A 14381-nucleotide genomic window follows, 5' to 3' on the forward strand; every position below is an offset into this window, starting at 1 on the left:
TCTCCTCTCACAAGCATCAGGCAAGCGCCCCGCCACGACTGTGTGACGCTATCTCCCCCGCCTGCAGATGCTCGATGAACTGCTGCATCCGCCGATAGTGCGAGCCCTTCCAGTAGAGCTGATCACACTCCTGGCAACGATAGAACTCGTCGTAGTAGCGCCGTGTTCGAGGAGGCAGCCGGTGAACGATTTCCTGCTTGGGCACGGGCGTCAACCGACCATTGCACCGCATGCAACGCTGGAACGGGGCAATCGAACCCAGCAGATCGAACCGGCGGATGACCTCGACGAGCTGCTGCCGCGGTTCCGTGGCCCGGACGTAATAGCCGTGGGAAATCACGCTACGCCGGAGCAGGCCCCGGTCGCGAGTCAGCAGGATCCGGCGCTGGCTGGTCGCCATACGGGTGAGGGCTTCGTCGTCGTAGTCATTCCCGTAGAGTGTATCGAACCCCAGCATCCGAAGGTACGCCGCGAGTTTCCCCAAGTGAACGTCGAGCACGAAGCGTGGCTCCCGCAGGGGGCGTGGCCGCAGACGCGCGAGCGGCGCGATGTCGATCGACTCGAACATCGGATAGACGCTGATGCGGTCGCCATCCCGCACGATGTGGGCGAAATCGACTGGCTCGCCGTTGACCAGGATGAGATCGACTTCGGTATGCGGCACGCCGAGCGACTCGATCAGATCTTTCACCGAGGTGCGGCTGCTCAGCGGATGAGCAAACGCCACCTGCCACCGCGGTGGCGGGAGAAAGTCGTTCAGCTCAGCATAGAAGCGGAGCGTTACCTGCCCAGTCGGCTCACGCATCTCGCCCGCCTCGACCGGCTCGCTCTCCATCAGCACAATTATCCCTGATGATTCCGGGCAGAGATCGATCAGTAAGTGGCCGGAACCTTGCCGTAACGGGCGATAATTCAAGACAACCTGGCCGGAAACGGTGTATCTTGACGCTCGGCGGGAGGCTCACCTACAATACGCATAACTTCAGCGCGACGCCGCGCGGAGATGGCAGTGTTGGACGGGAAACCTACCGCGAGGCGCGTGGCGAGGGATGAGCCACTTGCGGAGTGGCACCGCCGTGCGCTAGCCTGCTGGCGTTCTTCGCGCGCAGCACGGCGCGTTCTCTGAAGGTCGAAGGCAGCGAGTGGAGAGCTGAGGAGGAGCTGAGATGACGTACGATCCGCGAGTGGAAGCGCTCATCCGAGAGGCAACCCGGCGGCGCTACGACCGGCGCACGATCCTGCGGCGCGCGGCGATGCTCGGCCTCTCGGCACCGGCTGTCGCCATGGTGCTCGCCGCCTGCCGCCAGGAGGAGGCCGCGCCGGGGCAGACACCCGCCCCTGCCCAAACTGCCGCTCCTGGCCAGACCCCAGCTCCGGCAGCGTCCCCGACCGCAGCCGAGCAGGCGACCGGGGGCATGGTCAACGTCATCAACACGCTCGGTGACAAGCAAGTCGGCAACCCGATCCTCAACAGCGCCGACTACTGGGTCGAGTGGCTCTGCTTCAACAAGCTGGTCAAGTACGACGATAAAGGCAACATCATCCCCGACCTGGCGGAGCGTTGGGAATACAGCAGCGACGGCCTGACCCTGACGTTTCATCTCTTCGAGGCGAAGTGGCACGACGGTACGCCCTTCACCTCCGCCGATGTCCTGTTCACCTTCGAGACGATTAAGGACGAGAAGACCGACACCCCCTACGGCTCGCGCCTCCAAGTCGGCGGTGAATGGGTGAGCTGGGAAGCGCCCGACGACCGCACCGTCGTCCTCACGATGAAGGAGCCGTTCGCCCCGTTCCTCTACGGTCTCTCCCAGATCCCTATCATCCCGAAACACCTGCTCGAGGGCTCCAGCGATATCAACACCGACCCGTTCAACACGCAGCCGGTCGGTACCGGCCCCTTCAAGTTCGTGGAGTGGAACCCCTCCCAGTGGATCCGGTTCGAGCGCTACGACGAGTACCACAAGGGCCGGCCAGCGGCCGACGGCTACACCGCCTTCTTCATGGAGGACACCAACGCCGGCGCCGCGGCCCTCGAGCGCGGCGAGGTCGACATGATGTTCGTTCCTCCCGAGATGCAGCCGCGCTACGAGAGCGATCCCAACTTCATGCTTCTCAATTACGTCTACTTCACGCCGATTACCCTCGCCTTCAACCACAAACACCCGATCCTGCAGGACTTCAATGTCCGCAAGGCGATCGCCCACGCCATCGACAAGAAGTCACTCATGGACACCGTGACCAAGGGGCGCGGCCTGCTGGCGGAGAACCAGTACGCCACCACCGGGCCACTCGACAAGTACAACGACTACGACAATGTCAACTACTCGGAGGAGTACCCGTACGACCCCGAACTGGCCAAGAAGATCCTCGACGATGCCGGCTGGACTCCCGGCCCCGACGGCATCCGGCAGAAGGACGGCCAGCGCATGTCGTTCACGCTCCTGACGTACTCCGGTTTCGATGAGTACAAGAACGGTCAGGTCATCCTCCAGCAGATGCTCAGCCAGGTCGGGATCGAAGTCGTGCCCCAAGTCCTCGAGTACACGACGCTCGAGCAGATGTGGCACGATCCCAACGACGACCCGATGGGCCGAGCAATGGAACTGCAGGAGTGGCCGCACCCCTTCGAGCAGGATCCCGATGTCTACAACGAGCTCCACTCGGCCAACTGGCCACCGGGTGACAACTACATGTGGTTCAAGGACGCGGAGGTCGACCGGCTCATCGAGCTCGGCCGCACCACGGTCGATCCGGAGGAACGCGTCAAGGTGTACCACGAGCTCGATCTGGCTCGGCTCAAGACGCTTCCCGCCCTGCCGCTCTACTGCGCCGTGGACGGCTGGGTCGTGAGCCGGGCGCTGGGTGGGATCCCGGAGGATACCCCCAGCATCCGGTGGTACCACCGTGCCTTCCCGGAGAAGATCTACAAGAAGCAGTCGTAAAGCCGTACCCGGTCAGGTCGTCCCGCGCGGCCTGACCGGGTCGCCCGAGCGAAGGACGCGACATGACCGCCTACATCGTGCGGCGACTGCTCTGGATGATCCCGCTGCTGGTGGGAGTGTCGATCATCACCTTCGCCATGCTCAAACGCATCCCCGGTGACCCGGTGACGGTCATGCTGCTCGAGTCGCGCAGCTCCGGGCGAGTAATCACCGAAGCGGATCGCGAACGGCTGCGCAAGCAGTACGGGCTGGACAAGCCAGCATATCTGCAGTATTTCGACTGGCTGGGAGAGGTCTTGCGCGGCAACCTCGGCACCTCGATCCGGATGAAGCAGCCGGTGACCGAGGTCATCAAGCAGCGGCTTCCCAATACCATGAAGCTCGCTGGCGTCTCGCTGGTGATTACCTTGGCGATCGCGCTGCCGCTGGGGATCCTCTCGGCCGTGCGCCAGTACTCCTGGCTGGACTACGTGCTGACGGCGTTCAACTTCGTCGGCATCTCGATCCCGCAGTTCTGGCTGGCGCTGATGCTTCTCTACCTCTTCGCCGTCGAGATCCAGCTCCTGCCGGTACGCGGCATGCGCAGTCCCTATGTGGAACCCGGCTTCTGGAACCATCTCGTCGACACTGTCACCCACTACATCTTGCCGGTGACCTCGGTCACCCTGGCCAGCCTGGCCGGCTACATGCGCTACCAGCGCGCCGCCATGCTCGAGGTCATCCGGCAGGACTACATTCGCACAGCACGTGCCAAGGGGCTCCCGGAGCACGTGGTCATCCTCAAGCACGCTTGGCGCAACGCCCTCATCCCGATCATCACCCTGCTCGGCTACGTCCTGGTGATCTTGGTCGAGGGCTCGATCGTGGTGGAAGCGATCTTCTCCTGGCCAGGCATGGGGCTGCTCGCTGTGGACTCGCTCCAGCAACGCGACTACCCTGTCGTGATGGCCATCGTGATGCTCTCGGCCGTGCTGATCATGATCGGCACGTTGCTGTCGGACATCCTGTACGCCATCGTCGATCCGAGGGTGCGCTATGATTGACCGCGACGCGACTTTCGAGCGAGCCGAACTGTCCACTGGCTTGCCCCGGGCGACCGCGCTCGAAGAGCTGGTCAGCGAGCGGCCGGAGAGCCCCTGGCGGCTGACCGGACGGCGCTTCCTGCGACACCGGCTGGCGGTCGTCAGCGCCGTCTTCCTCCTCGCGCTGTTCCTCGTGGCTCTGCTCGCCCCCTGGATTGCCCCCTACGATCCCAACGCTATCGACCTGCAGCTCGCCCAGTTCGGCCGCCCGGCCGAGCCGAGCCTCGCTCACCCGATGGGGAGCGATCAGGTCGGGCGCGACCTGCTCTCTCGGCTAATCTACGGCTCGCGCGTCTCGCTGGCCGTCGGCTTCCTCGCCACTGGCATCTCGATCATGGTCGGCGCGGCACTGGGTGCGATCGCCGGCTACCTCGGGCGCTGGGTCGACATGGCCATTATGCGCCTCGCCGACCTGCTCCTGGCCTTCCCGCCGCTGCTCTTCCTGATGGGCGTGCTCGCCGGCTTTCGCAGCCCGACCATTCTGATCATCTCCGCAGCCATCGGTGTCATCGGCTGGATGAACGTCGCCCGGCTGGTGCGCGGCGAGTTCCTGACGCTGCGCACCCGCGAGTACGCTGAGGCAGCGCGTGCCATCGGTGTGCCCACCTGGGCCATTATCTTCCGCGAGCTGTTGCCCAACGCGATGGGACCGATCATCGTTGCAGCCACACTCAGTATCCCGGCCGCCATTCTGACCGAGTCGACGCTCTCCTTCCTGGGCTTCGGCATCCAGCCCCCCACTGCTTCCTGGGGCAATATGCTCCAGAACGCGTTTACCTACCTGCGCGATTACCGGGCCTGGTGGATGGGCTTCTACCCCGGCCTGATGATCGCGCTCACGGTGCTGGCATTCAATTTCGTCGGCGACGGCCTGCGCGACGCGCTCGACCCGCGATCGCGGATCGACTAGCGAGGATGAGTGAACGTGGAGAGGACGGCCCCGCGCCGTGACCAGCCGTTGAGCGCTCCGACAGGGGACGAGCTCCTGCGGGTCGAGGACCTGCGCACGTACTTCTTCCATCGTGGGACGACTGTGCGGGCAGTCGACGGGATCAGCTACCAGCTCAACCGGGGTGAAGTGCTCGGCGTCGTCGGCGAGTCGGGGAGCGGCAAGACTGTCAGCGGTCTCTCGCTCCTCCGGCTGATCGATAGCCCGCCCGGGCGAATCGTCGGCGGGCGCATCTGGTTCGACGGACAGGATCTGCTCAGCCTCTCCGAGGCCGAGATGCGCGAGATCCGCGGCAACGAGATCGCCATGATCTTCCAGGAGCCGCTGACCTCGCTCAACCCGGTGTTTACGGTCGGCGATCAGATCGTCGAGGCCCTTGTCCTCCACCGCGGCTTAACCAGGGCACAGGCACGCGAAGAGACCATCAATCTCCTAGCACGCGTCGGCATCCCCAATCCGCCCGAACGGTTCAAGGCCTACCCGCACCAGCTCTCCGGCGGCATGCGCCAGCGCGCGATGATCGCGATGGCCCTCTCCTGCCGCCCCAAGCTCCTGATCGCCGACGAGCCGACGACCGCGCTCGATGTCTCGATCCAGGCCCAGATCCTCGAGCTCATGAAGGAACTCCAGCGTGACTTCGGGATGGCGATGATCTTCATCACCCACGACCTAGGCGTCATCTCCGAAGTGTGCGACCGCGTGAACGTCATGTACGCCGGGCGTATCGTCGAGCAGGGCACCACGCCGCAGCTCTTCACCGCCCCCAGACACCCCTATACCTGGGGGCTGCTGGACTGCCTGCCCAGGATCGACGAGCCGCGACGCCAACGGCTGACCCCGATCATCGGCCAGCCGCCGAACCTAGCCCGGCTGCCTTCTGGTTGCACGTTCCACCCCCGCTGCCCCTACGCCTGGGATAAGTGCCGTATCGAGGAGCCGCCGCTCTTCCGTCTGCCGGAGGGTCAGACCGTCCGTTGCTGGCTCTACGAGCCGTCACGGACTGAGATGCCGGCCCGCATCATCGCCCGAGAAGAGATCCAGGTGCGGCGCGCGGCCGACCGTCGCCCGCTGCTCGAGGTCGAAGGGCTGGTCAAGCATTTCCCGATCACTCGCGGCATCCTCCAGCGGAAGGTGGCCGACGTCGTAGCCGTCGACGGGATCGACTTCACCGTATACCGGGGGGAGACGCTGGGGCTAGTCGGCGAGTCTGGCTGCGGCAAGACGACGACCGGGCGGCTGGTGCTCCGGCTGCTGGAGCCGACTGCAGGGGCCATCCGATTCGACGGCGTGGATCTGCGCTCGCTCAAGGGCGACCAGCTCCGCTCCTTCCGCCGGCGGATGCAGATCGTCTTCCAGGACCCATTCTCCTCGCTCAACCCCCGCCGGACCGTCGGCAGCATCATTGCCCAGCCGATCGAGGTACACCAGCTAGCCCAGGGGCGGGAGGTGGAGGAGCGGGTGCGTCACATTCTCGAGCGCGTCGGGCTCAATCCTGCCTACGCCAACCGCTACCCGCACGAGTTCTCCGGCGGCCAGCGGCAGCGTATAGGCATCGCGCGCGCCATCGCGGCTAACCCGGACTTCATCGTCCTCGACGAGCCAGTCTCGGCGCTCGATGTCTCGATCCAGGCCCAGATCATCAACCTGCTCCAGGATCTCCAGCTCGAGCTGGGACTGAGCTACATCTTTATCGCCCACGACCTGAGCGTCGTGCGGGCGGTCAGTGACCGCGTCGCGGTGATGTACCTCGGCAAGATCGTCGAGCTGGCCGAGAACGCCGAGTTTTACGGCAACCCGCTGCACCCCTACACCAGAGCACTGCTCTCGGCTGTCCCGCGGATCGACCCGGATCGACGCGGCGCGCGCCAGCGCATCATCCTGCCAGGCGATGTGCCGAGCCCGATCAACCCTCCGTCTGGTTGCCGCTTCCATACCCGCTGCCCATATCGCTTCACCCCATGCGACAGGATCGAGCCGCGACTGCGCGACATCGGCAGCGGGCACTTCGTCGCCTGCCACCTGTACGACCCCGAGTTCGCGGAGCAGGCCGGACTGGCCGCCAAGACCGTCCCGGCGAGCGAGGCAGCCATCGGCTCGCCAGGCCAGGGCTAAGCAGGCCATCGAGCCCAACGATGCATCCAATTCCAATCGTCTCGGGGGAGGCTTGGCTGTTTGCAGCACCGGCGCGCGCAGCTATCCTCTTCTCCTGGGGGCGCTTGCGCTCCGAGTGGTGAAGGACGCTAACGATGACACAGGCAGCCACCGCAACTCGCGAGCTGATTCTCGCCAACCTGGAGGCGGTTCGTAGCCGTATTCGGGACGCTTGCCGCCGGGCTGGCCGCTCTCCGGAGGAGGTGGATCTGCTCTTGGTAACCAAGACGGTGCCTGCCGAGCGGATCCGGGTCGCTGTTGAGGCCGGCGAGCGCCTAATCGGCGAGAACAAAGCCCAGGAGGCGCTGGCCAAGTACGAGGAACTGAAAGACCTGCCGATCGAGTGGCACTTCATCGGCCATCTCCAGACCAACAAGGTCAAGGACGTGCTCACCTTCGCCAGCATGATCCAGTCGGTCGACCGGATGCGGCTGGTGGAGAAGCTCGACCAGCAGTTGCAACGACTCGGCCGCAGCCTCGATGTCCTGATCCAGGTCAATACGTCCGAAGAAGAGAGCAAATTCGGCGTGGCACCGGAGGAGACGCTCGCGTTCGTCCGGCAGGTGGCGCGCTACGACACGCTCAACATCAAGGGGCTGATGACCATCGGCAAGCTCTCGGCCGACCCCGAGGACGCACGCCGCTGCTTCCGGCTACTCCGCCAGCTCCGCGACCGGATTGTTGCAGAGGGCATCCCGCGCGTGCGCATGGAGATCCTCTCGATGGGCATGTCCGGTGACCTGGAGATCGCAGTCGAAGAGGGATCGACGCTGGTACGGGTCGGCACGGCCGTCTTCGGCCCGCGGCCGCAGCCGGCTAGCCATTTCTGGGACGAGCAGGCAAAGACGCGCTGACCGGAACCCTCACGCCAGGATCTCATCCACGACCAGCTCGAGNGCTTCGGCCATCCGGTGGTACTCGTCTACAGTGAAACGCCGACGGGCGATCAGCTCCGCGACAGCCATGCTCTTTTCCTCGACCTCGACAGTTCCGTGATGTCCACTCCCAATTATCCCCTACCGCTGGCCGATGGTTCGCTGATCACGTTCCGATGCTCTTGGCGATCACACGGCGCACTCCCTAGTTGCCACGCCACCGGGTATCGCCGTCCTCGTCGCCCTGCCCATGCTCACCGGCATGCCGGGCAATGATGAGCAGCATTGCCGTTCACCCCAGGATCTCATCCACGACCAGCTCGAGGTCGGGGAAGGCCTGCGGCGCCACCNGATGGGGCCTTGGGGACGCAGGATCGCCCGGCCCTGCAATGCCGGCACCAGCCTGTAGATCAACCGATCCACGCATGCCTGGTGCCGCCAGCCGATCGGGCTCATCTCGATGATCTCCCCCTCGAGCAACTCCACCCGGTCATCCTCGCCCAGGATGCCGACCTCGGCCATCCGGTGGTACTCATCCACCGTGAACCGGCGGCGGGTGATCAGCTCGGTGACGGCCATGGCGCTCTCCTCGGTCTCCGATGAATGGTAGGTCCGGATCGGATCGAGTACCATCCCCCTCGACACGCNCGCGCTCTGCCTCTCCACGGCGATATCCTTTCGAGCACCGTGGCCTAGAGATACCACAGTGCAGGTCTGCCTGCCACAGAACGCGTTGCCGACTCTCCTCCCCCAGATGCACGCGCGGGATACCGGTGATACACTCGCACATACGTTCCGCTCGCCCGTCCTCAGTCGTATGCAGGTGTCATGGTAGCTGGCATGGTGATACAGCATCCCAACGAACCTGGCTCGATACTGGTCGGCAGAGCCCGCGAGCTGGCAACGCTCCGGGAGCGCCTCGAGGCAACCCTGGCTGGAAACGGCGGGCTCGTTCTGATCGGCGGGGAAGCTGGAATCGGGAAGACAGCCCTAGCTGCAGCTCTTGCCAGGGAAGCACGGGCACAAGGGGCACTCGTGCTAGCCGGCTACTGCTACGACCTGACGGAGACGCCACCGTACGGGCCGTGGATCGAAGTGCTATCCCAGGCACCACGGCCTGATCGCCCCGCGTTGCCACCGCTGGGCGACGCCCCCGAACAGGCGACCAACCAGGCGACGCTCTTCGTTCAGGTGCGAGAGTTCATCTCAGCCCTTGCCCGGGAACAACCGCTCGTGCTGCTGCTCGAAGATCTGCATTGGGCCGACCCTGGCAGCCTCGACCTGCTGCGCATCATGGCCCGCAGCGCCGCGATGCTACCGCTCTTGATCGTCGTCACCTATCGGGCAGACGAGCTGACACACCGCCATCCGCTCTTCACCCTCTTCCCGCTCCTCGTCCGAGAGGCACGCGCGGTACGCCTCGATCTGCGCCGGCTCGAGCTCGACCACGTGCGCGAGCTCATCGCCGCGCGCTACCGTCTCTCGAGCGATGACGAGGAGCGACTCGTCGGCTATCTCGCTGACCGTGCCGAGGGAAACCCGCTCTACATCGTCGAGCTGCTGCGCACGCTCGAGGAGGAGCGGCTGCTCCAGCTACAAGGGGAGACCTGGCTCCTCGGTGATTTGGCTCAGGCCCGTGTACCCCTGCTGCTGCGCCAGGTGATCGAGGCCCGTTCACTTCGCCTCGGCACGAAGGCTCACACCCTTCTGTCGGTCGCGTCGGTCATCGGTGAGGAGGTGTCGCTCAGCCTCTGGAGCGCGGTCAGCGAGCTCTCCGAAGAGACCCTGCTCGAGGTCGTGGAAAGCGCGGTGGAAGCTCGCCTGCTGGACGCCCTGCGCCATGGCGAAGGAGTGCGGTTCGCACACGCGCTCATCCGGGAGACACTGTACGAGGGGATGCTCCCTCCACGGCGGCGGGCCTGGCACCGCCGCGTCGCCGAGGCGCTGCTCGCCCTGCCAGCTCCCGACCCCGATGCGGTCGCCTACCATTTGCAGCGGGCCGGCGACCCGCGTGCCGCCGAGTGGCTGATCCGGGCCGGCGAGCGAGCCCAGCGCGCCTATGCGCTGCTGACCGCCGCCGAGCGCTTCGAGGCTGCTCTGCAACTGCTGGAAGCCCAGGGCGCTCCGGCGAGCGAGCGGGCCAAGCTCCTCTATCGCCTGGCACGGATGCGCCGCTACGCCGACCCTCGCCAGGCGCTCGGCTACCTCGAAGATGCTATCGCGCTCGCCGAGGAGGCCAGCGACCACGCCCTCGCCGCATATATCGGCTGCTTCCGCGGCAGCCTCCTCTGCACGAGCGGCGAGATCCGGGGCGGTTTGGCCGACCTGGAAGCCGGGGTCGCGGCCATCGATGCGCTCAGCCCCGACGAGCGCGGCCGGCTGCGCGCGCTCCAGCAACAGCTCGGCGATCCGCCCGACGAGTACCACTACCGTGGGGCATTGGTGAGCTGGCTGGCGATCGCCGGGCGTGGCACCGAGGCGCTGGCGCTGGGAGCTCAGCTCGATACCCGCCCACCGGCACACGCCCTCGGCACCTCCGGCTATGCCAATGCCTGGCGCGGTATCGCGAGCGCACTCGCCACGCTGGGGCGGCCTGAGGAGGCGCGCCAGGCCTATGCGCGAGCATCAGCCGCCTATCGCGCAGTCGAGCACCACTACCAGGTCGGCAACGCGCTACTGCTGGAGCTGTTCGAGGTCGTGCTGCCCTACCGCGCTGACGACCTTGCCGAACGCCGTCGCCTGGCGCAGGCGGCCGAGCAGGCATGGTCGCGGGCCAGCGGTGCGCTCTCCGATCTCCCCCCGCGTTTCGCCTGGCTACCACTGCTGCTCATCGAGGGCGACTGGGCCGAGGCGCGCGAGCTCGCGCGGGCGGTCTCCGCGCCCGGCGAGCGCACGAACTGGCGACCGTTCGCCCGCATGGCACTCGCGCTGCTCGCGCGCGAGCAGGGGCAGCCCGACGTCGCCTGGCGGATGATCCGAGAGCACCTGCCGGCTGGCCCTGCCAGCGAGCCAGGCGACGCTATTCTGCTCGACACGCTCCCGCTGCAGCGCCTTGCCGCTACACTGGCGCTCGATGACGGGAACCTCGAGTTGGCCGCCGCCTGGCTGGAGGCACACGAGCGCTGGCTGGACTGGAGCGGCGCAGTGCTCGGGCGCGCCGAGGGGCAACTGGGTTGGGCGGCGTATCACCGCGCGGCCGGCAAGCTTTCCCTGGCACGTCACCACGCCGAGCAGGCCCTGGCCTGGGCCGAGCAGCCGCGCCAGCCGCTGGCCTTGCTCGCCGCGCACCGGCTCATGGGCGAACTCGAGACACACGCGCGGCGGTACGATGAGGCAGCGGCTCACCTCGACGCCGCTCTCGCACTTGCCGGCGCCTGCGGTGCTCTCCTCGAGCGGGCTCTCACCCTGCTCGCGCTCGCCGAGTTGCGTCGTGTGACCGGGCAACCCGGGAGCGCGCGCTCACTCATCGAAGAGGCGCGCGCAATCTGCGACCCTCTCGGTGCGGTCCGGGTGCTCGCGCTGGTCGATGACCTGCTCACTCGCATCGCGGGCCGGACACCGCCCAGCGCCGTTGCCGGCCTCACCCCACGCGAGATCGAGGTGCTGCGCCTGGTCGCCGAGGGACTGACCGATGCCCAGGTGGCCGAGCGCCTCTTCCTCAGCCCGCGCACCGTGAGCCAGCACCTGCGCTCCATCTACAACAAGCTGGGCGTCTCCTCACGCGCCGCGGCTACCCGCTTCGCCATCGAACACGGGTTGCTGTAGCCTCAGTCTTCCTCTCGTACGTACGCGCCCAATCCCTGCGTAATCCTGCGTACCACCTGTGCCCTGGCACGTTTTCGAACGCTCGTTCCAAATTGCGCAGTTCTGACGATGTGCGAGGGAAGCGAGCCGCCTAAGCTCGTGGTGTGACATGGCGGACGGCGACGACAGACCGGAAGGACACCTCACGATGGATGGCTGGAGCCCAATTGCCGTGTACGAGGTCGTGCGGGTGATGCAGCGAGAGCGAGCCAGGTGGCACGAGATTGTGGCCACCGTGCAGGGAGCGACGCCCGAGCGGCACCGACTGAGCCCGGTGCTGGCCACGCTGGTGAGCTGGCTGGTACAGATCGGACGCGGGGTCTGAGCAAGGCGTGTACACGCTCCCCGCTTGGCCGGGCTCGCCCGATGGCCTGGCCGAATGGACAGGAGCGGCGACGACCGCACTGAAGCAGACTCGTGTGTGACGAGCAATCGAGAGAGGTACCACCGTGATGAACTTCTACGAGATCGAGAAACTGAGCGAGCACCGGCGCACCGAGCTGGAGCGCAAGCTCGTCGAGACGACCCGGCTGCGGGAGGCAGGCCTGGGCATGAGCACACCCATCCGGGTGATAGCGGCCCACGCCCTCATGACCCTCGCCCACCGCCTCGATCCTCGCCTCGCCGCACTGCCGGCGGGGCAGAGCGAGCTCGCTCACCCATCCGGTTGCTGAGCCCAACTCCCCATACCCCATCCCCTAACCGCGTGCCGCCCCACCGTACTTGGTGGGGCGGCACCCATTTCGCCAGTGAACGAGTTTCGCGTTGTCCGGCCAGCCGGGACTCGAGGGCCCGAGCTGGCTGCCGCGGCTCGCTCGTCAGATACATCTACCCCTGCGTGGGAAGCGGCCCTGCACGTACCGGTGTGAGACGCCCCCGGGTTTGGGGGCATGGCGACCTGCGACAGAGCCCGAGAGGCAACACCGCGGGAGGAGTGAAACCCTTAACGGCGCATTGACAGCCCGTATGGCGGCGGTCAGAATCCGGTGGGACCACGTGGAAGGGAAGGAGGACACGAGATGGGTCCTGACGTCTTCCGCTCGCTCGAGTTTCGCCTGATCGGCCCGCACCGCGGCGGCCGGGTCGTCGCGGTCGCGGGCCATCCGACCGAGCCAGGCACCTTCTACTTCGGCGCCTGCGCTGGCGGCGTCTGGAAGACGACGAACGGCGGCTCCCACTGGGAGAACATCTCCGACGGCTTCTTCGGCACTTCGGCCATCGGCGCCATCGCGGTGAGCGACGCTGACCCCAACGTGATCTACGTGGGTACTGGGGAGGCCTGCATCCGGGGCAACGTCTCCCACGGCGACGGCGTCTACAAGTCCACCGACGGCGGCCGCACCTGGAAGAACGTCGGCCTGCGCGATACCCGCCACATCGGCAAGATTGTGATCCACCCGCACAATCCGGATGTCGTCTACGTCGCCGCGCTCGGCCACGCCTTCGGTCCCAACGAGGAGCGCGGCGTCTTCCGCNCCTGCGCGATACCCGCCACATCGGCAAGATTGTGATCCACCCGCACAATCCGGATGTCGTCTACGTCGCCGCGCTCGGCCACGCCTTCGGTCCCAACGAGGAGCGCGGCGTCTTCCGCTCGACCGACGGCGGCAAGACCTGGGAGAAGGTGCTGTATAAGAGCGAGCAGACCGGCGCGATCGACGTGACGATCGACGAGCAGAACCCTCGTATCCTCTACGCCGCTATGTGGCAGACCCGGCGCTACCCCTGGGCCCTGGTGAGCGGCGGCGAGGAGTCCGGCATCTGGCGCTCGTTCGATGGGGGCGACACCTGGGAGGAGATCACCCGCAAGAAGGGACTCCCCAAGGCAGCCGTGCTCGGCCGGATCGGCCTGGCTGCCTCGCCTCCGCGCTCCGGGCGTGTCTGGGCGCTGATCGAGGCGGAAGACGGCGGGCTCTTCCGCTCCGACGACTACGGCGAGACCTGGGAGCGCGGCTCGGACGACCTCGAGCTGCGCCGCCGCCCCTGGTACTACATGCACGTCATCGCCGACCCGGCCGATGCCGATACGGTCTGGATCATGAACCTCCAGGCCTGGAAGTCGGTCGACGGCGGCAAGAGCTTCGAGAACGTGCCGACGCCCCACGGCGACAACCACGCATTGTGGATCGACCCGCGAAATCCGCGCCGGATGATCAACGGCAACGACGGCGGTGCCTGCGTCAGCTTCGACGGCGGCACGACCTGGACACTACCGCTCAACCAGCCGACCGCGCAGTTCTATCACGTCACCGTCGATGACCAGGTGCCCTATAACGTCTATGGCTCCCAGCAGGACAACTGGGCGATGCGCCTCCCGAGCATCGGCTTCGAGGGAGCGATTAGCTGGATCAACTACGTCGAGCCGGGCGGCGGCGAGAGCGGCTACATGGCTGTCAGCCCCATACCGCCTCACCGGGTCTTCGGCGGCGGTATCGGTACCGGGATGGGCCACGGCCGGCTGATCGCCTGGGATCCCCGCACCGGACAGAAACGCAACGTGACCGTCTGGCCGGAAGTCCATGGCTTCGGGGTCGGAGCCGACTACCACAAATACCGTTTCCAGTGGACGTTCCCG

11 protein-coding genes and 1 pseudogene are annotated in these 14381 nt (G+C 66.2%); 10 read left to right on the top strand and 2 right to left on the bottom strand.

Going from position 1 to position 14381, the window contains the following annotated elements:
• Positions 1-16: 16 nt before the first annotated feature.
• Positions 17-835: a Mut7-C RNAse domain-containing protein gene (locus NET02_RS15240; protein ID WP_284058289.1), complete on the bottom strand. Its 819-nt coding sequence runs from the start codon at positions 833-835 to the stop codon at positions 17-19.
• A 331-nt stretch (positions 836-1166) separates the two neighbouring features.
• Between NET02_RS15240 and NET02_RS15245 the strand changes: the two genes are divergently transcribed.
• The 5 genes from NET02_RS15245 to NET02_RS15265 all read left to right on the top strand — a co-directional run bounded on the left by NET02_RS15245 (position 1167) and on the right by NET02_RS15265 (position 7981).
• Positions 1167-2945, top strand: coding sequence for an ABC transporter substrate-binding protein (locus tag NET02_RS15245; protein ID WP_284058290.1), 1779 nt, complete (start codon positions 1167-1169; stop codon positions 2943-2945).
• 62 nt (positions 2946-3007) lie between these two features.
• Positions 3008-3988 (top strand): ABC transporter permease, encoded by a 981-nt coding sequence (locus NET02_RS15250; RefSeq protein WP_284058291.1) that lies wholly within the window; start codon positions 3008-3010, stop codon positions 3986-3988.
• Positions 3981-4937, top strand: a complete 957-nt coding sequence (locus NET02_RS15255; protein ID WP_284058292.1) for an ABC transporter permease — start codon at positions 3981-3983, stop codon at positions 4935-4937. The genes NET02_RS15250 and NET02_RS15255 overlap by 8 nt, the downstream gene beginning before the upstream one ends.
• Positions 4938-4952: 15 nt before the next feature.
• Positions 4953-7088: an ABC transporter ATP-binding protein gene (locus NET02_RS15260; RefSeq protein WP_284058293.1), complete on the top strand. Its 2136-nt coding sequence runs from the start codon at positions 4953-4955 to the stop codon at positions 7086-7088.
• 134 nt (positions 7089-7222) lie between these two features.
• Entirely contained in the window at positions 7223-7981 is a 759-nt protein-coding gene (locus tag NET02_RS15265; protein ID WP_284058294.1) for a YggS family pyridoxal phosphate-dependent enzyme, read from the top strand.
• 210 nt (positions 7982-8191) lie between these two features.
• On the opposite strand, the gene NET02_RS16720 is transcribed toward NET02_RS15265, so the two are convergent.
• A complete protein-coding gene (locus NET02_RS16720; protein ID WP_430981087.1) occupies positions 8192-8857 on the bottom strand; it encodes a Uma2 family endonuclease in 666 nt (221 codons plus the stop codon).
• Here NET02_RS16720 and NET02_RS15275 point away from each other — a divergent pair.
• The 5 genes and pseudogenes from NET02_RS15275 to NET02_RS15290 all read left to right on the top strand — a co-directional run.
• The gene (locus NET02_RS15275; protein ID WP_284058296.1) at positions 8843-11767 is read left to right on the top strand and encodes a helix-turn-helix transcriptional regulator; all 2925 of its coding nucleotides are present in this window, start codon (positions 8843-8845) and stop codon (positions 11765-11767) included. The two genes, NET02_RS16720 and NET02_RS15275, sit on opposite strands and share 15 nt — an antisense overlap.
• A 187-nt stretch (positions 11768-11954) precedes the next feature.
• The gene (locus tag NET02_RS15280; protein WP_284058297.1) at positions 11955-12131 is read left to right on the top strand and encodes a hypothetical protein; all 177 of its coding nucleotides are present in this window, start codon (positions 11955-11957) and stop codon (positions 12129-12131) included.
• 127 nt (positions 12132-12258) lie between these two features.
• Complete coding sequence (locus NET02_RS15285) at positions 12259-12480, top strand: hypothetical protein (RefSeq protein ID WP_284058298.1); 222 nt, start codon at positions 12259-12261, stop codon at positions 12478-12480.
• Positions 12481-12825: 345 nt separating this feature from the next.
• A pseudogene (locus NET02_RS16610) lies at positions 12826-13281 on the top strand (WD40/YVTN/BNR-like repeat-containing protein); the annotation flags it as partial.
• 32 nt (positions 13282-13313) lie between these two features.
• The coding region (locus NET02_RS15290; protein WP_488624070.1) for a WD40/YVTN/BNR-like repeat-containing protein at positions 13314-14381 on the top strand (1068 nt) is incomplete at its 3' end.

The organism is Thermalbibacter longus, assembly GCF_023806485.1.
Lineage (GTDB): Bacteria > Chloroflexota > Chloroflexia > Thermomicrobiales > Thermomicrobiaceae > Thermalbibacter > Thermalbibacter longus.